Raw genomic sequence first — 21044 nt, forward strand, 5'->3', positions numbered from 1 at the left:
CGCATGACGCACTCCGCCCCTGAAACTGCCGACGGCCGGATCGCCCCGGTGTTCCGCGACGCGACGCCCGCCGATGTGCCCGCGCTCGTCGCGCTGGTCACATCCGCCTATCGCGGCGACGCCAGCCGCGACGGCTGGACGACGGAAGCCGACCTGCTTGACGGCGCGCGCATCGACGCCGACGTGCTGCACCACGACATCACCCGCGCCGACAGTCGCGTCGTCGTCATCGACGGCGACGACCGGCGGCCGCTGGCGTGCGCGCACGTCGCGCAGCAGGACGGCGCCGGCTATTTCGGCATGTTCGCCGTGGCGCCGACGCTGCAGGGCCGCGGCACCGGTGACGCGCTGCTGGCCGAATGCGAGCGTATCGTGCGCGACGTCTGGCGGTTGCCGTCGATGCGGATGACCGTCATCGACGTCCGCGATGCCCTGATCGCGTGGTACGAGCGTCGCGGCTACCGCCGCACCGGCGTCCACAAGCCGTTCCCGTACGGCGACACCCGGTTCGGCATTCCGCGCCGCGACGACCTGCGCTTCGAGGTGCTGGAGAAGCCCTTCGGATCCGACGCGTGAGCGAGACCTGGACGTTCGTGTGTGCGACCAGCGAGCTGCTGCCGGGCGAGATGCGCCAGGCTTTCGACGAGATCACCGGGACGCCGATCCTCGTCTTCAATCTGGACGGCGCGCTGTATGCGCTGGAAGACCAGTGCAGCCACGAGGATTTCGGCCTGTCGAGCGGCGACTTCGATCCCGCGGAGGGATCGATCGAGTGCGTGCTGCACGGAGCCCGCTTCGACGTGCGCGACGGCCGGCCGCTGTGCGCGCCTGCGTACGAGCCGGTGGCGAAATTTCCGACGCGGATCGAACACGACGGCGTCTGGACGCGGGACGACCGAGACTGACGCACCGGCCAGGCGCTCCGGCCGTCCGCACGCGCCAAACCAGAATGCCTATCGTTTGATTACGAGAACCATTCTCAACTAAACTCCCGCTGCGGGGCGTCCGGCCCCCCCGGGGGAATTGCGTGTCAGACGGTCGCCAATCGACAGCCCTGCTTCGCCGCGCCCGCGATCCGCGGTCGTCCGGCGGCGTGGGCCTGCGGCTGCTGCTGGCTATATGCACCCTGCTGCTCGCGGCTGCAGTCGCAGCAGTCCCGGCAGGCCCGCGCACGGCGGGAATCGCAGACCTGGCAGGCCTGGGTTCGACCGAGCAGGTCGCCGAGGTCGCATCTGCGCGCGCGGAGCGCTCGACGCGCCGGCCCCGGATCCGTCGTGCCGTCGCAGCGCCACCGGACGAGGTTCCTGCACGGCGTTCTCGCATGCGCGGTCGGCGCACCGCAACCGCGCGGCGCCTTCGCCTGGCCCCCCCACCAGGCGGTCCATGCCGGCAGCACCGGGGCCGCGCGCCTCCGCGCTGACGGCGTCGCGATCACCGTCCCGCCAGCGGCCGCACCGGCTGCGCGGACGCCTCCGTTTCACTTCCATCGCGCCCCATCGGGCGCTCTCGCAGGCCAGCCGTCGCAAGCCGCGTCACATCCGTCCCACGAGATCTTCATGCGCACCCAATTGCCGCTCCGCCGCACTTTGCTCGCCACCGTCCTGACCAGCCTGCTGGCCAACCCCGCCCTCGCCGAGACCGCGGCATTGCCGCAGGCCACCGACTTCGACACCGTCGTCGTCACCGCCGCGGGCTTCGAGCAGAAGCTCACCGACGCGCCCGCCAGCATCAGCGTCATCACCCAGGAAGACCTGACCAAGCGCCCGTACATGACCCTGCTCGACGCGGTGCGCGACATCGAAGGCGTGGATGTCGGCGAGACCCGTGACAAGACCGGCCAGGGCACGATCTCCATGCGCGGCATGGGTTCGGACTACACGCTGATCCTGGTCGACGGCAAGCGCCAGAACAATCACGGCGACATCTACCCGAACAACTTCGGCGGCAACCAGTTCAACCACATCCCGCCGCTGGACGCGATCGAGCGGATCGAAGTGATCCGCGGCCCGGCGTCGACGCTGTACGGCGCGGACGCGATGGGCGGCGTGATCAACATCATCACCAAGAAAGTGCTGGATGCCTGGCACGGCTCGGCGACGCTCAGCCGCTCGTTCGAGGACAGCGAGTTCGGCGACGACACCACGGTGGACCTGTTCGTGACCGGGCCACTAGTGCCGGGCGTGCTCAATCTCAGCGCGCGCGCCAGCTGGTACGACCGCGATGCGTCCAACCCGGTCTATGCGCCGATCACCGATCCCGACGGCGTCGAGCGCACGCGCCCGCTCGGATTCGGCGGCGGCGGCAAGACCGTCGACAACACCAACAAGGCGGGCGGCCTCACGCTCGCGTGGATGCCGAGCGACAACCAGAGCGTGACGCTGGACTACGACACCTCGCGCCAGGAATACGACAACGCGATCCGGATCAACGACCAGGGCGACGAGGAATACCCGGTCGGCACCGTCGACAACATCAACAGCATCTTCAGCGCGGGCAATTTCTGCCTCGGCGCAGCCGGCTCCAACGCCACCGCCTGCCAGTCCAACGGCGGCACCTGGTCGCGCCGCGCCAACCCGCGCGTCGGCTACAGCGCGGTTCAGGAATTCACCCGCGATGCCTGGTCCTTGACCCACGAAGGGCGTTGGGGCTTCGGCAACAGTTTCGTTTCGCTCGCGCATGTCGCGACCAACAACGACGGGCGCACGATGCCCTTCACCGTGGACGAGCGCGCGCTGCTGCTGACGATGATCGACGGGACCGGCGACTACGCGGGCCTGTCGCTCGACGAGCGGCGCGCGATCGCCGAATCGACGTTCCTGCCGCGTCCGAAGCGCACCCTCGAAAGCGCCCAGTACACGCTGGACGCCAAGCTCGACATCCCGTTCCGGCTCGCGGGCGAGCACACGGCCGTCATCGGCGCGCAGGTCATCCAGGGCGAGCTGACGGACGGCATCTTCGGTACCGAGCGCGGCGTTTCCGGGCTCGAACAGGAGCACAACATGTATTCGCTGTTCGCCGAAGACACCTGGACCATCGTCGAGCCGTTCGCGCTCACCGCGGGCCTGCGCTGGGACGATCACGAAGTCTTCGGCAACCATCTGAGCCCACGGCTGTACGGCGTCTACACCGTCAGTCCGCAGTGGACGGTCAAGGGCGGCATCAGCACCGGCTTCAAGACGCCGAAGACGACCCAGCTCTACGACGGCGTCACCGGGTTCGGCGGTCAGGGCACGTCGCCGATGTTCGGCAATCCGGACCTGCAGCCCGAGACCAGCACCAGCACCGAACTGGCGGTCTACTGGCAGCACCCGCAGGGACACAACTTCAACCTGACCCTGTTCCGCAACGAGTTCGAGGACAAGATCGCGTCCCAGGCCTGCGGAGCCGGCACCCTGCTCGCGTGCACCAGCGCGGGCGACTATGCCGAGATCGGCTATGCGTCCTCGAGCAGGACGGTGAACATCGACGAGGTGATCATCCAGGGCGCCGAGGTCGCAGGGCGCTGGCAGATCAGCGAGGCCTTCGGCTTCCGCGCGAATTACACCTTCACCGACAGCGAGCAGAAGAGCGGCAGCGAAGCGGGCCTCCCGCTCGGCAACAGCGCGCGTCACATGGCCAATGCCACGCTGGACTGGCAGGCGAGCGAACGCTTCAATCTGTTCCTGACCGCCGAGGCGCGATCGAAGCGCTACCGCGGCCTGCACGGCATCACCGAGGCGCCGCTGTATTACCAGGATTACGAAGTGCTGCATCTCGGCGCGTCGTTCCAGGTCTCCGAGGCGGTGACCCTCAACGGCCGGATCAACAACCTGCTCGATCGCGACTTCACGACCTACGACACGGAATTCCGCGATCTGGACGGCGAATCCGGTTTCGATGGAGACGACGAGATCCTGTATTTCGACGACTACAACAACAAGGACAAGGCCCGCGGTCTCTGGCTGAGCGTCAACGTGCGATTCTGACGTCTCGCGGGATCATGCATGCCTCGGGGCGACGTCCCGGGGCATGTCGCGTTCCGGTCATTCCCCGGGGTGGGAACGCTCGTCTACATGGCGACGCAGGCCCGTCGTACGAACGCCTCATTGACGGCGATGCCGTCCGGCGCCGGCGCCATGGTTGCGCAGGCCGCCATACGCTGCGGCAGTCGGGCAACGGCTCGACGTCAGGCGCGCGGGTCGATCCGGATCAAGAGCACCTCGCCCCCGCCTTCGAGCGCATGACGCGCCCGCGTGTCCGCGGCGCGCAGGCAGGCGGTATCGCCTCGCGTCAGCACCGGCAGATCCTCCGCGCCGGCACCGGTCAGCCGCGCCTGGCCGGCGAGCACGTGCACGATCCAGACGCTGCCGGGATCGACGAAGACCAGCATCGAACCGACCAGCGGCCGGTGCCATAGTGCGGCGTCGACCGCATCACGGCGCCACATCAGATTGAAGTCCTCGGTCCGCCCGTCGACGAGTTCACCTCGGACGGTGGCCTCTCCGGCGAAGCGGTGCCGTGCATACGGCGGATCCAGCGTGACGACGTGGTCGCCTTCACCCGCGAACCGGAGACGAAGGCCATTTCCCGACAGCAGCACGAGCTCGCGCTCGATGCCGTCGAACCTCGAGAACGCCGCATCGTGCTCGATCTCGGCGATCGACAGCCGCCAGTCCCAGGCCGACGCGGACGCCGCTGCGCCTGGATCCGACGACGGTTCGGCGTGGATCTCACGGGTCCAGCCCGCATCGTTACGCCATCGCAGGCGTCGGCAGTCATGGGCCGGAATGATCTGTGGTCTGGGCGGCATCTCAGGCATCACCGCAGTCTATCGAGGCGACGGCGACGCAAAAAGAAGTCGCCCGCCGCGCATCCGATGCGTGGCGGGCGACGGGTTACGTCCATGTAGTCGGCATCCGGCCGGATCCTCGGAGCGTCCTGCTCCTCGACTGGCGCCGGCGCTCCTGCACCGGCGTCAGCGATCGTGCGGCGTCAGCGCTGCGGCACTGCTCCCTTGGCGGCGGTCGCCGGTGCGGGCCGGCGCGGTGCGGCGGCCTGCGGACGGGCCGGTGCGGCGCCCAGTTCGATCCGGTCGCGGTTGCTCTCGACGGTCTTCAGGCCGATGCCCGGCACCATCGCCAGCTGCTCCGCGCTGCGGAACGCCCCGTTTTCCTCGCGATAGGCGACGATCGCCTCGGCTTTCGCGGGTCCGACGTTGTGGAGGGCGCTCGCCAGCATGGCGGCATCGGCGGTATTGATGTTGACCTTCTCGTTGGCGAAGGCCGCACCTGCCGACAACAGGGACAGGAGCAGCATCAGGAGGGTGGACTTGAACATCGTCATGGCGGGATTCCTTCGGTTGGGTGGCTTCCTTGCCGGCTGCAGTGCTGTCGATGCCGGTAGCGCCAGTCTTCCCAGACCTGGGGCGCCAGCCTATCCGCCGTGCCGCCGCGACGGAGCCAGCCGAGCCCCTACAAAGACGTAGGAAAAGTCCTACACGTCGCTCGCGTTAAACTCGGCAGCTACTCGAGTTGCGGAGACACAGATGGATACCAGCCAGACAGATCGCTTCGTCGGCGCCAAATGGGACGACGAAATCGTTCCGCAACTGATTGAATACATTAAGATTCCGAACAAGTCGCCGATGTTCGACACGGACTGGATCGCCAACGGCTACATGGACCAGGCGGTCCGGCTGATGGTCGACTGGGCACAGGCCCAGCCGATTCCCGGCATGCAGATCGAGGTCGTCCAGCTCAAAGGCCGCACGCCGCTGATCTTCATCGAGATCCCGGCCGCGCACGGCGGCAGCGACGAGGATTGCGTGCTCCTCTATGGCCATCTCGACAAACAGCCGGAAATGACCGGATGGGACGACGATCTCGGCCCGTGGAAGCCGGTCCTGCGCGACGGCAAGCTCTACGGTCGTGGCGGCGCCGACGACGGTTACGCGATCTACGGCTCGCTGACGGCGATCCTCGCGCTGCACGAGCAGCACCTGCCGCATGCGCGTTGCGTGGTGCTGATCGAAGCCTGCGAGGAATCGGGCAGCTACGACTTGCCCGCCTATGTCGACCACCTGGCCGAACGCATCGGCAAGCCGTCCCTGGTCGTGTGTCTGGATTCGGGCTGCGGCAATTACGACCAGCTGTGGTGCACCACCTCGCTGCGCGGCCTGGCCGGCGGCAACCTCAGCGTGCAGGTGCTGGACGAGGGCGTGCATTCCGGCGACGCCTCGGGCGTGGTGCCGTCGAGCTTCCGCCTGTTGCGGCAGCTGCTGTCGCGCATCGAGGACGAGAACACCGGTCACATCCTCGTCGACGGCCTGCATGCCGACATCCCGGCCGAACGGCTGAAGCAGGCGCGACGCGCCGCGGACGTGCTCGACACCGAGATCTACGACAAGTTCCCGCTCACCGGTGATCTGCAACCGATGTTTCCGAAGGATGCGCAGGGTGCGGCATCGAAGGATCTATCGGAGCTGGTGCTCAACCGTACTTGGCGTCCGGCGCTGTCGGTCACCGGCATCGACGGCATCCCGTCGCTGTCGTCGGCGGGCAACGTGCTGCGTCCGCATACCGCGGTGAAGCTGTCCCTGCGCCTGCCGCCGACCATCGACGGCAAGCAGGCCGGCGCCCTGCTCGAGCAGGCGCTGCTGGCCGACCCGCCCAATGGCGCCAAGGTGTCCCTAGTGCTGGAAAAGGCCGCGACCGGCTGGAATGCGCCGGCGATGTCGCCGTGGCTGGGCAAGGCCATCGACGACGCCAGTCAGGCGTTTTTCGGCAAGCCGGCGATGTACATGGGCGAAGGCGGCTCGATCCCGTTCATGGGCATGCTCGGCGAGAAATTCCCGGGGGCGCAGTTCATGATCACCGGCGTGCTCGGTCCCCACTCCAACGCGCATGGCCCGAACGAGTTCCTGCACATCGACATGGGCAAGCGCGTGACCGCATCGGTCGCACGCGTGTTGGTCGAACATCACCACGCGGGACAGCGCGGCGAAACCAATGGCTCGGCGGTCGCGGCCGACAGCGGCAAGCGACACGGCGATCACGGCTGCTGCTGATGCCATCCACCAGCGCGGCCTGTGCCGCGCCGGTTTTTCGGGGACACACGATGGACGAATTTTTCGGCAATGCCAGCTGGTTGTGGATCATCCTGGTGGGCCTCGTCGTCGGCCTGCTCGCTCGGCTGGTGATGCCCGGCCGCCAACGCATGGGGCTGATCCTGACCACCCTGACCGGCATCGGCGGGGCGATCGTCGCGACGTGGATCGGCCAGCACATGGGCTGGTACGCGGCAGGGCAACCCGCGGGCTTCTTCGGCGCGATCCTGGGCGCGGTGCTGATCCTCGGCGTGATCAGCCTGTTCCGGGGTGGGCGCTGACCGGAACGCCAGGACCGGACTGTGCGGCGATGACGGCGGCAACCAGTGCATCGGCGAGCGTCTCCGGAGACGCGCTGGTCGTGTCCAGCCTCAATTCCGGCGACGCGGGCGCCTCGTAGGGCGAGTCGATCCCGGTGAAATTGGGCAGTTCACCGCGGCGCGCCTTGGCGTAGAGCCCCTTGACGTCCCGCCGCTCCGCTTCGGCCAAGGGCGTATCGATGAACACCTCGATGAAATCGCCCGTCGCGAACAGACGTCGCGCCGCCTCGCGCTCTGCCTCGAATGGTGAGATCACGCTCACCAACGTGATCAGACCGGCGTCGGTCATCAGCCGAGCCACCTCGGCGACCCTGCGCAGGTTTTCCATGCGGTCGGCATCGGTGAAACCGAGATCGCGGTTGAGCCCGTGCCGGACGTTGTCGCCATCGAGCAGATACGTGTGGAAGCCGCGCGCGACCAGCGCGCGTTCGGCCAAATTCGCGATCGTCGACTTGCCCGCACCGGACAGGCCGGTCAGCCAGACGCACAGCGGCCGCTGGGCTTTCTGTCGGGCGCGCAGCGTGGCGTCGACATCCAGCGCCTGCCACTGCAGGTTGTCGGCACGTCGCAGGCCATGACGGACCAAGCCTGCCGCCACAGTTGCGAAGCTGACGGTATCGACGAGGATGAATCCGCCGAGCACGCGATCCGATTCGTAGGGCGCGAACACGACCGGTGTATCGAGTGCGAAGGACACGCGGCCGATATCGTTGATGTCGAGTGTCCGCGCCGCCAGCGGCTGCAGGCTCTCCGGATCGAAGCGATGCTTCAGTTCGACCACGCGCACGCCGGTGCTTTGGGTCGCCAGCTTGAGCTGGTATCGCCGGCCGGGCACGAGCGCCGCGTCGTCGAACCACAGCACGTCGGCGACGAGCTGGTCGCTGACCTGCAGCCGGCCACCACCGGTCGTGACGACCGCGCCGCGTCCCACATCGACATCGTCCGCCAGCCGTATCGCGACGGCCGCGCGCCTCTCCTCCACCGTCCGGACCTCGCCCCCGGCGTCACGGAGTGCCGCGATCGTCGTTTCGATTCCGGACGGCGCCACGTGGACGCGTGCACCTGTCGCGAGCCCTGCGCCATGCAGATTGCCGGCCAGCCAACGACGGCCGTCGCCGTCCCGCAGGACCAGCTGTACCGGCAGCGTCGCGGACATCGCGGGCAGATTGTGGATCGCCAGGGACTCCAGCGTGTCGAGTACGCATCGCCCCTGGTACCACGGCATCTGCGCGCTGGACTCCGTCACGTTCTCACCGAGTGCGGCAGCCACCGGAACGTTGTCGATGTGCCCGATGCCCAGACGGGCGGCGTGCGTCCGGTACTGGCCGACAATGACGTCGAACACGTCCTGCCGGTAGCCCACGCGATCCATCTTGTTGACCACCAACACCACATGTTGCACGCCGAGCAGCGCCGCGATCGCGGTGTGCCGGTAGGTCTGCGACAGCAAACCCTTGGTCGCGTCGACGAGGACCAGCGCCACATGGGCGACCGAAGCGCCCGTCGCCATGTTGCGGGTGTACTGGACGTGCCCCGGGCAGTCGGCGATGAGAAAGCGACGCCGAGAGGTCTCGAGATGGCGCCAGGCCACGTCGATCGTGATGCCCTGCTCGCGCTCGGCATCCAGCCCGTCGAGGAGCAACGCATAGTCCAGCGCCTCGCCTCGCGTCCCATGCCGCACGCTGGCGCCTGCCAGCGCGGCACGTTCATCGTCGGGCACTCGCCCCGCGTCGTACAGGAGGCGACCGATCAATGTGCTCTTGCCGTCGTCGACGCTGCCACAGGCAACGACGCGGACGACGGGATCCTGCTCGCGCGGTATCGCCATCAGAAATAACCCTCCCGCTTCTTCTGCTCCATGGAACCGCCTTCTCCATGGTCGATCAGCCGGCCGGAACGTTCGGACTGCCGTCCGGTCGACATCTCGCCGATGATCGCGTCGAGGTCGGCCGCATCGGACTCGACCGCACCGGTCAACGGGTAGCAGCCCAGGGTCCGGAAGCGGATGCGGCGCATCGCAACAGTCTCCCCGGGACGCAGACGGAACCGTGCATCGTCGACCATCAACAGCGCGCCGTCCCGCTCGACAACCGGCCGTTCCGCCGCGAAATAGAGAGGTACGACCGGGATTCCTTCGCGTTGGATGTAACGCCAGACATCCAGCTCGGTCCAGTTCGACAACGGGAACACCCGCACGCTGTCACCCGCCGCCGCGCGCGCGTTGTAGAGATCCCAGAGCTCGGGGCGCTGTCGTCGAGGATCCCACCGGTGCTGGTCGTCGCGGAACGAAAAGATCCGCTCCTTGGCGCGCGATTTCTCCTCGTCGCGACGCGCGCCGCCAATTGCGGTGTCGTAACCGCCGAGCGCCAGCGCCTGCTTCAACGCCAGCGTCTTCATGACTTCGGTGTGCAGCGCGGCACCGTGCGTCTGTGGACCGACCCCGTCGCGGATCCCGTCGGGGTTCGTGTGGACGTGAAGCGCCAGGCCCGTTTCCGCCACGCGCCGGTCCCGGAACGCGATCATCTCCGAGAACTTCCATCGCGTGTCCACGTGCAACAGGGGAATCGACGGCAGCGCCGGCGCGAACGCCTTCAGCAGAAGATGCAGCAGCACCGAGCTGTCCTTGCCGATCGAATAGAGCAGCACGGGCTTGCGGCACTCGGCCGCAACCTCGCGCAGGATGTGGATGCTTTCCGCTTCGAGCCGGTCAAGCTCGTGTGCGGCGGTCGCGTGCAGCGGATCGGTCTCGGTCATCCGCCGGATTGTAGCCACGCAGTGGGCCCGCTGGCCCTGACACAACTCTGGAGCTGCAGCGGCGCGCCTGTTTGACCACGCATGCGCGGGACTGAAGAGGAGGCAGGCCAGACCTGCCTTCATCCGTGACGCCGACCGAGGCTGACCGGTCAGCGCCGTCCGTAGACATCCTCGTAGCGCACGATGTCGTCTTCGCCCAGATACGAGCCGGACTGCACCTCGATCAGTTCCAGGGTGTCCTTCCCCGGATTCTCCAGCCGGTGCCGGGCGCCGAGCGGTATGTAGGTGGACTGGTTGGCGTGCAGTTCGAACACGTCGTTGTCGCGCGTCACCCGCGCGGTGCCGCGCACGACGATCCAGTGCTCGGCGCGGTGTTCGTGCGACTGCAGGGAGAGGCGACCGCCCGGCTTGACCTTGATGCGCTTGACCTGGAATCCGGCGTCCGCATCGATCGAGTCGTAGCTGCCCCACGGACGGTGCACTTCGCGGTGCAGCACCGCGTGGCTGCGCTGACCGGCCTTGAGCTGCGCGACCACGTCCTTGACCTGCTGCACGCGGTCCTTGCGCGCGACGAGCACGGCATCGTCGGTCTCGACGACGACCAGATCATCGACGCCGACCAGGGCGACCAGGCGCCGCGCATACGCGTAGCTGTTGCGGCTGTCGACGGCGATCACGTCGCCGTGGTGGGCATTGCCGTCCCCGTCCTGCGGACTGACGTCCCAGAGCGCCGACCACGAGCCGACGTCGTTCCAGCCGATGTCGACCGGCAGCACCATCGCGGCGTCGGTCTTTTCCATGACCGCATAGTCGATCGAATCCGACGGACTGGCGGCGAAGGCCTCGCGATCGAGGCGGATGAAATCGCCGTCGCGCTGCGCGGCCCCGAAGGCGCTGCGCACCGCGTCCACGATCGCCGGTGCGAATCGCGACAGTTCGGCGAGATAACGCGACGCGCGGAACAGGAACATGCCGCTGTTCCAGTAATAGCCGCCCTCGTCGAGATACCCCTGCGCGGTGGTCGCCGCACGACGTCACCCCCGGACGCGGCCTGGATGTAGCCGAAGCCGGTTTCGGGCGACTGCGGCACGATGCCGAACGTCACCAGCGCGCCGTCCGCTGCCGCCGGCATCGCCGCCCGTACGGCGGCCTGGAACCCGGCGACATCGCGCACCACGTGATCGGACGGCAGCACGAGCAGCAGCGGGTCGGCACCATCCTGCATCGCCTGCAACGCGGCCGCGGCGATCGCGGGCGCGGTGTTGCGACCGGTCGGCTCGAGCACGATCGCCGGCAACGGCGCGCCGATCTGGCGCAGCTGCTCGGCCGCGAGGAAACGGTGCTCCTCGTTGGCGACGACGATCGGAGCGCGCGCGTCTAGCCCCGCGACCCGCAGCCAGGTGTCCTGGACCATCGTGTGCGTGCCGACGAGCGACAGGAACTGCTTGGGATAGGCCTCGCGCGACAGCGGCCACAGGCGCGTGCCCGAGCCGCCGGACAACAGGACAGGCTGGAGTTCTTGCATGGACGCCTCGCTCGATACGTGCCCGGAGTTTACCCTGTGGCCTTCGCCACCCATCGCAACGGTCCTGTCCGGATGAACCTGCATCGCGTGCGCGTCGCACCCGGTCCCACGCCGTGCCCGGCATGCACGCGCTGATCTTCGCCGCCGGGCTCGGCGAGCGCATGCGCCCGCTGACGGACACGACACCGAAGCCGCTGCTGCCCGCGGGCGGCAAGCCGCTGATCGTCTGGCATCTGGAGCGGCTGGCGGCCGCCGGCGTGCGCGACGTGGTCATCAACACCTCGTGGCTCGCCGACCGCTTTCCCGCGACCCTCGGCGACGGCGCGCACTGGGGGCTGCGGATCGCCTATGCCGGCGAAGGCCCGACGCCACTCGAAACCGGCGGCGGGATGCTGCATGCCCTGCCGCTGCTCGGCGCAGCACCCTTCATCGCCATCAACGGCGACATCTGGAGCGACTACGACATCGGCCGACTGCAGCTGGCGCCCGGCGACGACGCGCATCTCGTGCTCGTCGACAATCCACAGCACCATCCGGCCGGCGATTTCGCGCTGGTCGACGGCCGCGTGTCGCCGTCCGGCGACGCGCTGCTGACCTTCAGCGGCATCGGCCTGTATCGGCCGGGACTGCTCGACGGCTGGCGCGACGTGATCGGTGACGCCGCCGGCAGCGCGGCCATGCCGCCGAGGTTCCGCCTCGCGCCATTGCTGCGCGCGGCAATGACGGCGGGCCGCGTGTCCGGCGAGCGGCACGCGGGCGCGTGGACCGATGTCGGCACGCCCGCCCGGCTGGCCGCGCTGGACCACGCGCTGCAGACGACATCCCGGGTCGCTGCTGCCCCGGACCGCTAATCCGCGGACGGCACGTCGTCGGCCAGCAGCTGCCGCACGAACGGAACGGTGACCCGGCGCTGGGATGCGAGCGAGGCGCGATCGAGCCGGTCGAGCAGCGCGGTCAGCGCCGGCAGATCGCGGTCGACCCGGCGCAGCAACCAGTCGATCGCGGCCGGGTCCAGCTGCAGGCCGCGACGTGTCGCGCGCAGCTGCAGCATCTCGTGCCGTCCGGCATCGTCGAGCGGCGCCAGCGCGACGCGCGTGCACTGCGCCAGGCGCGAGCGCAGGTCGGGCAGCGTCAGCGGCAGTTCGTCGGGCCAGACCGTGGCGGTGTAGAGCACCCGGCGGCGGCCGTCGTGCAGGCGGTTGTGCAGGTCGAACAGCGCGACCTCGTCGTCGCGATCCCCGGCGATCCCGTCCAGGCCGTCGATCGCGACGAGATCATAATCGTGCAGCGATGCGACCGCGTCCGCGAGGCGGCCGGCGGCGCCGCGCGCGGGCACGAAGACCGCGCGCTGGCCGCGACGCTCGGCTTCGGCGCACACCGCGATCGCCAGATGGGTCTTGCCGGTGCCGGCTGCGCCCGCGACGAACAGCGACTGCCGCGTGCTGGACGCGGCGAAGGCCGCCAGCAGCGGGCGCAGCGCCGCGTCGGGCGCGACCAGCGTGTCGAGCCGCTGGTCCGGCGGATAGCGCAGGGCCAGCGGCAATTGCGGCGACGCGGGGCTCATGCGCGGCTCAGGCGTCGCCGTCAGGCGCCCGGCCCTCGTGCGGCACGATGATCCGGTGTCCGCCGCCGCCCGAGACCGCGATTTCCGGCGTGTCGCCCGCGTAGAGCTTGCTCTGGGTATAGCGTTCCTGCGCATACCGCAGCAGCACGTTGGCGACCGCCGCGACCGGCAGCGCCAGCAGCATGCCGAGGAAGCCGAACAGCTGGCCGCCGGCGAGCACCGCGAAGATCACCGCGACCGGGTGCAGGCCGATGCGATCGCCGACCAGACGCGGCGTCAGCACGTAGCTCTCGACCAGCTGGCCGATGGTGAAGACCACGCCGATCAGGATCAGCAGCTGCCAGTCGAACCCCTGGGTCTGCACGATCGCGGCGATCAGTGCCATCAGGATGCCGACGGTCGCGCCGAGATAGGGAATGAAGCTGATCAGGCCGGCGATCGTGCCGATCAGCAGGCCCAGGCGCAGGCCGACGACCGACATGCCGATCGCGTAGATCGCACCCTGCCCGATCATCACCAGGAACTGGCCGCGCAGGAAGCCGCCGAGCGACTCGCTCGACTCGTGGGCCAGGCGCGACACCGTGCCGATGTGGTCGCGGGGGATCAGCGAGGCGACGCGCTCGACCAGCTTGTCCCAGTCGCGCATGAAGTAGAACGTCAGGATCGGCACCAGCACCAGGTTGATGACGATCGCCAGCACGGCGAACCCCGAACGCGACACGTAGGCCAGCACCGTCGCGGCGATGCCGCCGGCCTGTTCCCAGTGATCGCGCACCAGTTCGATCAGGCGGTCGGTGTCCAGCCAGGTCATGACCTCGTAGCCGGTGCGCTGCTCGATCCACGGCAGGGCCGTGCCCAGCAGCCAGTCGCGGTACATCGGCAGGCTGTCGATCAGCAGCACGATCTGCCGCTCGATCATCGGCACCAGGATGATCAGCGCCAGAGCGACCAGCAGGGTCATCATCAGGAACACGAGGGTCACCGCAACGGCGCGCGAGCGTCCGCGGCGCTCCAGCCGGTCGACCAGCGGATCGCCCAGCCAGCCGAGCAGCAGCGCGAGCACGAACGGCGTCAGGATCGGGCCCAGCAGCCAGATCACCCAGCCCGCGGCGAACACGACCAACCCCCACTGCAGGCGCTTGAGGAACCGCGCGATGTCCGCGGTCGGCGCGTCGTTCTCGATCATTGGAATGTCCGGCGCCGGATCAGCGCAGATGGAAGACGGGCGTGATGCCTTCGATGTTGCCATCGGCCTCGACCAGCACCGAGTCGTCGGCCATGCGCCGGAACCCGGGCAGGCCGCTCAGCAGGTCAAGTTCGATCTCGAGCCCCTGCGCCGTGGCGCGCTTGGGCCGGATCGCCCGCACCACCGACATGCGCTGCAACTGCGCGGACAGCCGGATGAAATCCTGGCTGCCGTTGATGCCGGTGAACAGCACCGTCTGCGTCGCCGGCGCGCCGCCCTCGGGCGCCTTGGCGTACCGGCGGGTCAATGCATCGGCAGCACCATCGGCGCCGGTCGCCAGCGTGCGACGGGCATCGGCGCCGGTCTCGCTCCAGCGCGACAGCACGCGGCCACCGTCGACGAAGATCCAGTCCGCCTTCCAGCCGCTGCCGTCGCGGTAGAGCTTGCCCACGAGCTGCATCGGCGGGTTGTAACGTGCGGAAATGCGCGCGATCGCGGCGGTGTCGCCGCGCCAGATCGCGCCGACCGCAGCCTGCTCGGCGGCGCTGCCGGTCGGCAGGCCGAGTCGGTAGCCGCGCTCGATCGCCCGCTGCAGGACCGGCCGGGCCACCGTACTCTGCTGCAGACCGACGAGGCGCGGGCCGTTGCCGTCGTCGATCGCCAGCCACATCACCGGTTTGGGCCGCGGATCCGGCCACACAGGCAGCCCGAGGGCGCCGGCGACCGCATTGATGTCGTCGGGGCGGAAGCGCACGACCAGCATCGTCGTGAACGTCGGCGAGCCGCGCGACGAGACGCCTTCGTCCTGGCGGTAGTCGTAGCCGTCGACGTAATCGCCGGCGCGGCGCAGTTCCTGGGACACGCCCGGCCGGCTGGTCACGCTGCGATCGCCCGACAGCTTGCCGAACACCTGCGCCAGCGCGCGCGCCAGCGCCGCCTCGCGCTCGCTTTCCGACTGGCTGCGCACCGGCACTTCGGCCTCGTAGAGACCACGGCCGGCGGCGCGATCGCCTTCGACGCGCTGGGCCGCGGCGGTGCCGGCCAGCAGCAGGCCGGCCAGCAACCAGGCCATCATTCCCATCAAACGCTTCGGGCAGTGCATCCGGTCGGTGTCCTGGGTGGGGCGGGATCAGCGCGAAATGGTGCCATAAACCACGCCGACGGTCCGTCGACACACGCAACGCGCGCTCCGGCACGCCTCGCGGCGCATCGCACACGACGGCCAGCGCCACGACTGTTAAAATCGCGGCCCTTCCCGCCCGCAACGGCCCGCCGTGACCGCCCCGACTCCCATGACCTACCGCGATGCCGGCGTCGATATCGACGCCGGCAACGAACTCGTCGAACGCATCAAGCCGCTGGTCAAGCGCACCTTCCGCCCCGAAGTCATGGGCGGTCTGGGCGGTTTCGGCGCCCTGTTCGACCTGTCCAACAAGTACCGCGAGCCGGTGCTGGTCTCGGGCACCGACGGCGTCGGCACCAAGCTCAAGCTCGCGCAGCAGCTGGGCCGGCACGACACCATCGGCATCGATCTGGTCGCGATGTGCGTCAACGACGTGCTGGTGCAGGGCGCCGAGCCGCTGTTCTTCCTCGACTACTTCGCCACCGGCAAGCTCGACATCGAGACCACCGCGTCGGTCATCGGCGGCATCGCCCGCGGCTGCGAACTCGCAGGCTGCGCGCTGATCGGCGGCGAGACCGCGGAAATGCCCGACATGTATCCGCCGGGCGAATACGACCTCGCCGGTTTCACCGTCGGCGCGGTCGAAAAGTCGCAGTTGCTCGACGGCAGCCAGGTCCGCGCGGGCGACGTGCTGATCGGCATCGCGTCGTCGGGCCCGCATTCCAACGGCTATTCGCTGGTGCGGCGCATCTTCGACCGCGCCGGTCGTCCGGCCGATCTCGACCTCGACGGCACCGCGCTGATCGATGCGCTGATGGCGCCGACCGCGCTGTACGTCAAGCCGGTGCTGTCGCTGCTGCGCGGCGCGCACGGCTCGCAGATCTCGGCGATGGCCCACGTCACCGGCGGCGGCCTGACCGAGAACATCATCCGCGTGGTGCCGGACGGCCTGGGCCTCGAGATCGAGGCGTCGAGCTGGCAGACGCCGCCCGTGTTCCACTGGCTGCAGCGCGAAGGCGCGGTCGCGGACACGGAGATGTGGCGCACGTTCAATTGCGGGATCGGCTTCGTGCTGGTCGTGCCGGCGCAGAGCGTCGGCAGGATCGGCACCGAGCTCAATCGCCTGTCGCTGACGCACTGGCAGATCGGTCGTGTCGTCGAGGCCGGACAAGGCGACCGTGTCCGCATCGGGTAAGGCGGCGGTTCGGACCCGAGTGCCGATGACATCCCGCAGGCGCCGCGCCTCGTTCGAGATGATGGCCCGCCTGCCGGCCACCCGGCGCGCCTGGCGATGACACTGCGCATCGCGGTGCTCGCCTCCGGTCGCGGCAGCAATCTGCAGGCAATCCTCGACGCGATCGCCGATGGCCGCCTCGATGCGACGCTGGCCGGCGTGTTCTCCGATCGCCGCGACGCGTTCGCGCTGGAGCGCGCGCGCCTGGCCGGCGTGCCCGCCGTCGCGGTCCGGCCCCGCGACTTCGCCGACCGTCTTGCGCACGACGCGGCGCTGTTCGACGCCGTCGATGCCGCCGCGCCCGATCTGATCGTCTGTGCGGGCTACATGCGCCTGATCAGTGCGCCGACGGTCGAATCGCGCCCCGGCCGGATGCTCAACATCCACCCGTCGCTGCTGCCCGCGTTCAAGGGCCTGCACACGCATCAGCAGGCCCTGGATGCGGGCGTCGCCGAGCATGGCGCCAGCGTGCACGTGGTCACCGCGGGCCTCGATGAAGGACCGGTCGTCGCGCAGGCGAAGGTGCCCGTGTTGCCGGCCGACACGGCCGACACCCTGGCAGCGCGCGTGCTGGCACGCGAACATCCGTTGCTGCTGGCGACGCTGCAGGCCGTCGCGTCGGGTCGCGTCCGGCTCGGTGAACGCACGGTTCACGTCGACGGCCAGACCATGACGGCGCCGCTTCAGCTCGCAGCCAACAATGCCTTCCCATGATGTCGTGATGCGTTTCCCCCGAATCCTCTTGATCTGCCTGCTGGCCGGGCTGCCCCTCGTCGGGCAGGCCGCCGTGCTGCAGCCGTTCGTCGCGACCTATGAGGCCTGGTACAAGGGCAAGCATGCAGGCGAGGCGACCATGCAGCTGGTGCAGCGCGAGAACGCCGGCTGGCGTATCGACCTCGGGATCCGCGGCAGTCGCGGCTTCGCCGGCATCGTCGGGCTCAACATCGAGCAGAGCACGGTCTTCGATACCAATTCGGACGAGAGCGTGTTCCGCCCGTTGAGCCAGAGCACGGTGCGCAAGGCGGCCGTTTTCTTCAACCGCAGGACGACCGGCACCTACGACTGGCATCGCAACACGGCGCAATGGACCGGCGATGTCAGCGATCGGCGCAAGCAGCCGGTCGCGCTGCAGCCGTACGACATGAGCGCCCTGCTGATCAACCTGGCCGTGATGCGCGACGCCGTGCCGGGTCGGGAGCTGCGGTACCGATTCGTCGATGGCGGTCGCGTGCGTGACCACGTCTACCAGGTGTCGTCCGAAACCGAGACCGTTTCGGTCGGCGATGTCAGTTTCTCCGCGCTGCGGGTCGAGCGCACCAACGAAGGCAACAACGACGCCACCATCATCTGGGTAGCCGACGGCGTCCCGACGCCGGTCCGGATCCTGCAGCGCGAAGACGGCGAAGATGCCGTCGATCTGCGACTGGTCCAATACCAAGGAGCTCAACCGTAATGACGAACACCTCCCCCGCGCGCCGCCCTGTCTTCGGCCTCGCCGTCGCCGCCCTGCTCGCCGCTGCCGCCGCTCCGGCCCTGGCTGTCGAGCCGTTCACCGCCCAGTACCAGGCCAACTACATGGGCATGAACGCCGACGCGACGATGCAGCTCGCCGCAGAAGGCAGCAACCGCTGGAAGTACTCGCTCAATCTCGCCGGCGCCGGCGCGCGCCTCGAGCAGACGACGGTCTTCGAAGCCAGTGGCGCGCAGTGGCGCCCGGTCTCGAGCGTCGATTCACAGCACGGCGAATCGGGACTGGCGGCGATGCTGCTCAAGCGCCGCAACGTCGAGGGCACCTACGACTGGAATGCGGGCGAAGCGCGCTGGTCCGGCGACGTCAAGGATGGCCAGGGCGGCCCGGTGCAGCTGCAGGCGGGCGACATGGACGCCATGCTGCTGAACCTGGTGCTGGTGCGCGACGTGCAGGCCGGTCGCGAGCCGCTGCGCTATCGCCTGGTCGAGGACGGGCGCGTCAAGCGCCAGGTCTTCGAACGCGAAGGCACCGAAGCGGTGACGATCGGCGGCGAAACCAAGCAGGCGACCAAGGTCGTGCGCACCGACGGCCGTCGCCAGATCATCGCCTGGATCGTCGACGACATGCCGGTGCCGGCGCGTCTGCTGCAGCGCCGCGACGGCAAGGACCAGATCGACCTGAAACTGCAGTCCTTGCGCTGAGCGCACCAGACTGGAAACGCCCCCGCCGTGCGGGGGCTTTTTTTTTGTCGTCGACGGATCGATCTGACGCCGTCGCCTGTCTGGCGCGGGAACGCTCGTTGCGGCCAGCGGGCTTCGAATCACCGCAACGCAACGCCGGCTGCGGATGTGTCGGGCAAATTTTTTACTGCGACGTGCGACGAAGCACGCATGACAGGCTGCCGGCACTTCTGCAGATTCGGCGCATGCTGCCGCGCCGAAGTCTGCGCTCAGTCATCAGCCGGCCCGGTGCGGCAGTCGACCCGGATGACCGACTGGTCGCGACGCCAGCGGAACTCAGTGCACGTGCGCGCGCCGTCTGTCGACCGCACAACGATCACCGCGTGGGCCGATTGCAGGATCTCGCCGCGCGTCACCTGCCCGTCCTCGTTCCAGTCCATATCCTGGAAGGAGGTGCCGCTGATCGCCGCGGCGCCGATCCACTGCATCCACGCGACCGCGCACAGCAGCAGCGCGATCGTGGCGAACAGGGCCCAGCGGCGATTGCTGATGCGACGCATCGCCGCCTCACTTCACCCGCTGGATGCGTGCACCCAGGGCGGACAGCTTGCGTTCGATGTGCTCGTAGCCGCGGTCGAGATGGTAGATCCGGTCGATCGTCGTCTCGCCCTCAGCGACGAGCCCGGCCAGGATCAGCGAGGCCGAGGCCCGCAGGTCGGTCGCCATCACCGGCGCGCCGCTGAGGCGTGCCACCCCGGTGACGGCGGCGCGCGGACCTTCGATGTGGATGTCCGCCCCCAGGCGCATCAGTTCGTTGACGTGCATGAAGCGGTTTTCGAAGATCGTCTCGTCGATGACGCCGACGCCGTCGGCGATGCAGTTCAGTGCCATGAACTGCGCCTGCATGTCGGTCGGGAACCCGGGATGCGGCGTCGTGGTGATGTCGACGGCGCGCGGCCTGCGGCCCTGCATGTCGACGGTCACGCGGTCGCCGTCGATGTGGATGTCGGCGCCGGCCTCGCGCAGCTTGTCGAGCACGGCGTCCATCGTGTCGGGGCGCGCACGGGTCGCGGTGACGCGTCCGCCGGTCATCGCGGCGGCGACGAGGAACGTACCGGCCTCGATGCGGTCCGCGACGACCGCGTGCCGCGCGCCCTGCAGACGGGGCACGCCGCGGACCTCGATGCGCGAGGTGCCCGCGCCCCGGATGTCGGCGCCCATCGCGACCAGACACTCGGCCAGATCGACGATTTCGGGCTCGCGCGCGGCGTTGTCGATGACCGTCACGCCATCGGCGAGCGTGGCCGCCATCAGGACATTCTCGGTCGCGCCGACGCTGACCATCTCGAACACGACATGACCACCACGCAGGCGATCCGCGCGCGCGCGGATGAAGCCGTGCTCCACGGTGATCTCGGCGCCCAGCGCTTCGAGCGCCTTGATGTGCAGGTCGACCGGACGCGATCCGATCGCGCAGCCGCCGGGCAGCGAGACCTCGGCCGCGCCGAACTTCGCCAGCAGCGGGCCCAGCACCAGCACCGAGGCGCGCATCGTGCGCACCAGCTCGTACGGCGCGACGTGGCTGTCGACGCTGCGCGGATCGACGGTGACCCGGCTGCCGTCGACATCGTGTTCGACCTTCGCGCCGAGTCCCGCCAGCAGCTTGGTCGTGGTCAGCACGTCGTGCAGGTGCGGCACGTTGGCGACTTCGACCGGCCCGTCGGCGAGCAGCGTCGCGCAGAGGATCGGCAGCACTGCGTTCTTGGCGCCGGAAATGCGCACCTCGCCCTGCAGCGGCGGGCTGCCGGACACGATGATCTTGTCCATCAGCCCTGTCCCTGACCCGCGGCGGCCTGCTCGTCCGGCGTCCTGGTGACCGGCAACGCGAGGGCGTGGATCTCGCGCCCCAGCAACGCGCCGAGCGTGGCGTTCACCATGCGGTGGCGGGCCAGCGTCGACTTGCCCGCGAACGACGCGCTGACGACACGCGCCTCGAAATGCACGCCGTCGTCGCCCTGCACGTCGATGACGGCATCGGGCAGACCCTGCTGGATCAGGGAGTGAATGGTCTGGGTATCCAAGATTCGATCCTGTAGGCGCGCT

Annotated in this window: 20 protein-coding genes and 1 pseudogene; 10 read left to right on the forward strand and 11 right to left on the reverse strand. The window is 68.8% G+C overall.

Going from position 1 to position 21044, the window contains the following annotated elements:
• Nucleotides 1-3: 3 nt before the first annotated feature.
• The 3 genes from CJ022_RS06990 (at nucleotide 4) to CJ022_RS07000 (ending at nucleotide 3965) form a co-directional block, all read left to right on the forward strand.
• Complete coding sequence (locus CJ022_RS06990; protein ID WP_101925930.1) at nucleotides 4-576, forward strand: GNAT family N-acetyltransferase; 573 nt, start codon at nucleotides 4-6, stop codon at nucleotides 574-576.
• The gene (locus CJ022_RS06995; protein WP_101925931.1) at nucleotides 573-905 is read left to right on the forward strand and encodes a non-heme iron oxygenase ferredoxin subunit; all 333 of its coding nucleotides are present in this window, start codon (nucleotides 573-575) and stop codon (nucleotides 903-905) included. The genes CJ022_RS06990 and CJ022_RS06995 overlap by 4 nt, the downstream gene beginning before the upstream one ends.
• 651 nt (nucleotides 906-1556) lie before the next feature.
• A complete protein-coding gene (locus CJ022_RS07000; protein ID WP_101925932.1) occupies nucleotides 1557-3965 on the forward strand; it encodes a TonB-dependent receptor domain-containing protein in 2409 nt (802 codons plus the stop codon).
• Nucleotides 3966-4165: 200 nt separating this feature from the next.
• Here CJ022_RS07000 and CJ022_RS07005 read toward each other — a convergent pair whose 3' ends face one another.
• Nucleotides 4166-4789: a HutD/Ves family protein gene (locus CJ022_RS07005; RefSeq protein ID WP_101925933.1), complete on the reverse strand. Its 624-nt coding sequence runs from the start codon at nucleotides 4787-4789 to the stop codon at nucleotides 4166-4168.
• Between the two features lie 182 nt (nucleotides 4790-4971).
• Nucleotides 4972-5322, reverse strand: a complete 351-nt coding sequence (locus tag CJ022_RS07010) for a ComEA family DNA-binding protein (protein WP_101925934.1) — start codon at nucleotides 5320-5322, stop codon at nucleotides 4972-4974.
• Nucleotides 5323-5524: 202 nt separating this feature from the next.
• Between CJ022_RS07010 and CJ022_RS07015 the strand changes: the two genes are divergently transcribed.
• The gene (locus CJ022_RS07015) at nucleotides 5525-7045 is read left to right on the forward strand and encodes a M20 family metallopeptidase (protein WP_101925935.1); all 1521 of its coding nucleotides are present in this window, start codon (nucleotides 5525-5527) and stop codon (nucleotides 7043-7045) included.
• Nucleotides 7046-7095: 50 nt separating this feature from the next.
• Nucleotides 7096-7365, forward strand: coding sequence for a GlsB/YeaQ/YmgE family stress response membrane protein (locus CJ022_RS07020; RefSeq protein ID WP_101925936.1), 270 nt, complete (start codon nucleotides 7096-7098; stop codon nucleotides 7363-7365).
• On the opposite strand, the gene cysC is transcribed toward CJ022_RS07020, so the two are convergent.
• The 3 genes and pseudogenes from cysC to CJ022_RS07035 form a co-directional block, all read right to left on the reverse strand.
• Nucleotides 7340-9232, reverse strand: coding sequence for an adenylyl-sulfate kinase (gene cysC / locus CJ022_RS07025; RefSeq protein WP_101925937.1), 1893 nt, complete (start codon nucleotides 9230-9232; stop codon nucleotides 7340-7342). The genes CJ022_RS07020 and cysC overlap by 26 nt on opposite strands.
• On the reverse strand, nucleotides 9232-10158 hold the full coding sequence (gene cysD, locus CJ022_RS07030; protein WP_101925938.1) for a sulfate adenylyltransferase subunit CysD: 927 nt from the start codon (nucleotides 10156-10158) through the stop codon (nucleotides 9232-9234). The genes cysC and cysD overlap by 1 nt, the downstream gene beginning before the upstream one ends.
• Nucleotides 10159-10307: 149 nt before the next feature.
• Nucleotides 10308-11683 (reverse strand): annotated as a pseudogene (locus CJ022_RS07035) (mannose-1-phosphate guanylyltransferase/mannose-6-phosphate isomerase).
• 122 nt (nucleotides 11684-11805) lie between these two features.
• On the opposite strand from CJ022_RS07035, the gene murU reads away from it, so the two are divergent.
• Complete coding sequence (gene murU / locus CJ022_RS07040; protein WP_101925939.1) at nucleotides 11806-12534, forward strand: N-acetylmuramate alpha-1-phosphate uridylyltransferase MurU; 729 nt, start codon at nucleotides 11806-11808, stop codon at nucleotides 12532-12534.
• Here the strand turns inward: murU and hda are convergent.
• From hda to CJ022_RS07055, 3 genes are read right to left on the reverse strand one after another with little or no spacing between them, the layout of a single operon-like run.
• Entirely contained in the window at nucleotides 12531-13247 is a 717-nt protein-coding gene (hda, locus tag CJ022_RS07045) for a DnaA regulatory inactivator Hda (RefSeq protein ID WP_101925940.1), read from the reverse strand. The two genes, murU and hda, sit on opposite strands and share 4 nt — an antisense overlap.
• A gap of 7 nt (nucleotides 13248-13254) precedes the next feature.
• A complete protein-coding gene (locus CJ022_RS07050) occupies nucleotides 13255-14433 on the reverse strand; it encodes an AI-2E family transporter (RefSeq protein WP_101925941.1) in 1179 nt (392 codons plus the stop codon).
• Nucleotides 14434-14452: 19 nt separating this feature from the next.
• Nucleotides 14453-15514 carry a DUF2066 domain-containing protein gene (locus CJ022_RS07055; RefSeq protein WP_343125132.1) on the reverse strand — a complete coding sequence of 354 codons (1062 nt, stop codon included), beginning with the start codon at nucleotides 15512-15514 and terminating at the stop codon, nucleotides 14453-14455.
• 211 nt (nucleotides 15515-15725) lie between these two features.
• Here CJ022_RS07055 and purM point away from each other — a divergent pair, with 211 nt between their 5' ends.
• The 4 genes from purM (at nucleotide 15726) to CJ022_RS07075 (ending at nucleotide 18962) form a co-directional block, all read left to right on the forward strand.
• Nucleotides 15726-16751, forward strand: a complete 1026-nt coding sequence (gene purM, locus CJ022_RS07060) for a phosphoribosylformylglycinamidine cyclo-ligase (protein ID WP_101925943.1) — start codon at nucleotides 15726-15728, stop codon at nucleotides 16749-16751.
• Between the two features lie 96 nt (nucleotides 16752-16847).
• A complete protein-coding gene (gene purN, locus CJ022_RS07065) occupies nucleotides 16848-17504 on the forward strand; it encodes a phosphoribosylglycinamide formyltransferase (protein ID WP_101925944.1) in 657 nt (218 codons plus the stop codon).
• Nucleotides 17505-17511: 7 nt separating this feature from the next.
• On the forward strand, nucleotides 17512-18243 hold the full coding sequence (locus tag CJ022_RS07070; protein WP_101925945.1) for a DUF3108 domain-containing protein: 732 nt from the start codon (nucleotides 17512-17514) through the stop codon (nucleotides 18241-18243).
• Nucleotides 18243-18962, forward strand: a complete 720-nt coding sequence (locus CJ022_RS07075) for a DUF3108 domain-containing protein (protein WP_101925946.1) — start codon at nucleotides 18243-18245, stop codon at nucleotides 18960-18962. Before CJ022_RS07070 ends, CJ022_RS07075 begins: the two co-directional genes overlap by 1 nt.
• A 248-nt stretch (nucleotides 18963-19210) precedes the next feature.
• Here the strand turns inward: CJ022_RS07075 and CJ022_RS07080 are convergent, their stop codons facing one another.
• The 3 genes from CJ022_RS07080 to CJ022_RS07090 are packed head-to-tail and all read right to left on the reverse strand — an operon-like array spanning nucleotide 19211 to nucleotide 21022.
• Entirely contained in the window at nucleotides 19211-19501 is a 291-nt protein-coding gene (locus tag CJ022_RS07080) for a hypothetical protein (protein ID WP_101925947.1), read from the reverse strand.
• Between the two features lie 7 nt (nucleotides 19502-19508).
• Nucleotides 19509-20768, reverse strand: coding sequence for a UDP-N-acetylglucosamine 1-carboxyvinyltransferase (murA, locus tag CJ022_RS07085; RefSeq protein ID WP_101925948.1), 1260 nt, complete (start codon nucleotides 20766-20768; stop codon nucleotides 19509-19511).
• Nucleotides 20768-21022 (reverse strand): BolA family protein, encoded by a 255-nt coding sequence (locus CJ022_RS07090; protein WP_101925949.1) that lies wholly within the window; start codon nucleotides 21020-21022, stop codon nucleotides 20768-20770. Before CJ022_RS07090 ends, murA begins: the two co-directional genes overlap by 1 nt.
• Nucleotides 21023-21044: the final 22 nt, after the last annotated feature.

It is taken from the genome of Luteimonas rhizosphaerae (genome assembly GCF_002849595.1).
Taxonomy (GTDB): domain Bacteria; phylum Pseudomonadota; class Gammaproteobacteria; order Xanthomonadales; family Xanthomonadaceae; genus Luteimonas; species Luteimonas cellulosilyticus.

What these genes read in the sequence shown, in the direction of transcription:
- CJ022_RS07020 (WP_101925936.1), top strand. Translation starts at nt 7,096, where the DNA reads ATGGACGAATTTTTCGGCAATGCCAGCTGGTTGTGGATCATCCTGGTG.
- cysC (WP_101925937.1), bottom strand. Translation starts at nt 9,232, where the DNA reads ATGGCGATACCGCGCGAGCAGGATCCCGTCGTCCGCGTCGTTGCCTGT.
- CJ022_RS07070 (WP_101925945.1), top strand. Translation starts at nt 17,512, where the DNA reads ATGCGTTTCCCCCGAATCCTCTTGATCTGCCTGCTGGCCGGGCTGCCC.
- CJ022_RS07015 (WP_101925935.1), top strand. Translation starts at nt 5,525, where the DNA reads ATGGATACCAGCCAGACAGATCGCTTCGTCGGCGCCAAATGGGACGAC.
- CJ022_RS07000 (WP_101925932.1), top strand. Translation starts at nt 1,557, where the DNA reads ATGCGCACCCAATTGCCGCTCCGCCGCACTTTGCTCGCCACCGTCCTG.
- hda (WP_101925940.1), bottom strand. Translation starts at nt 13,247, where the DNA reads ATGAGCCCCGCGTCGCCGCAATTGCCGCTGGCCCTGCGCTATCCGCCG.
- murU (WP_101925939.1), top strand. Translation starts at nt 11,806, where the DNA reads ATGCACGCGCTGATCTTCGCCGCCGGGCTCGGCGAGCGCATGCGCCCG.
- CJ022_RS07010 (WP_101925934.1), bottom strand. Translation starts at nt 5,322, where the DNA reads ATGACGATGTTCAAGTCCACCCTCCTGATGCTGCTCCTGTCCCTGTTG.
- cysD (WP_101925938.1), bottom strand. Translation starts at nt 10,158, where the DNA reads ATGACCGAGACCGATCCGCTGCACGCGACCGCCGCACACGAGCTTGAC.
- purN (WP_101925944.1), top strand. Translation starts at nt 16,848, where the DNA reads ATGACACTGCGCATCGCGGTGCTCGCCTCCGGTCGCGGCAGCAATCTG.
- purM (WP_101925943.1), top strand. Translation starts at nt 15,726, where the DNA reads ATGACCTACCGCGATGCCGGCGTCGATATCGACGCCGGCAACGAACTC.
- CJ022_RS07055 (WP_343125132.1), bottom strand. Translation starts at nt 15,514, where the DNA reads ATGGGAATGATGGCCTGGTTGCTGGCCGGCCTGCTGCTGGCCGGCACC.
- CJ022_RS07080 (WP_101925947.1), bottom strand. Translation starts at nt 19,501, where the DNA reads ATGCGTCGCATCAGCAATCGCCGCTGGGCCCTGTTCGCCACGATCGCG.
- CJ022_RS07050 (WP_101925941.1), bottom strand. Translation starts at nt 14,433, where the DNA reads ATGATCGAGAACGACGCGCCGACCGCGGACATCGCGCGGTTCCTCAAG.
- CJ022_RS07005 (WP_101925933.1), bottom strand. Translation starts at nt 4,789, where the DNA reads ATGCCGCCCAGACCACAGATCATTCCGGCCCATGACTGCCGACGCCTG.
- murA (WP_101925948.1), bottom strand. Translation starts at nt 20,768, where the DNA reads ATGGACAAGATCATCGTGTCCGGCAGCCCGCCGCTGCAGGGCGAGGTG.
- CJ022_RS06990 (WP_101925930.1), top strand. Translation starts at nt 4, where the DNA reads ATGACGCACTCCGCCCCTGAAACTGCCGACGGCCGGATCGCCCCGGTG.
- CJ022_RS07075 (WP_101925946.1), top strand. Translation starts at nt 18,243, where the DNA reads ATGACGAACACCTCCCCCGCGCGCCGCCCTGTCTTCGGCCTCGCCGTC.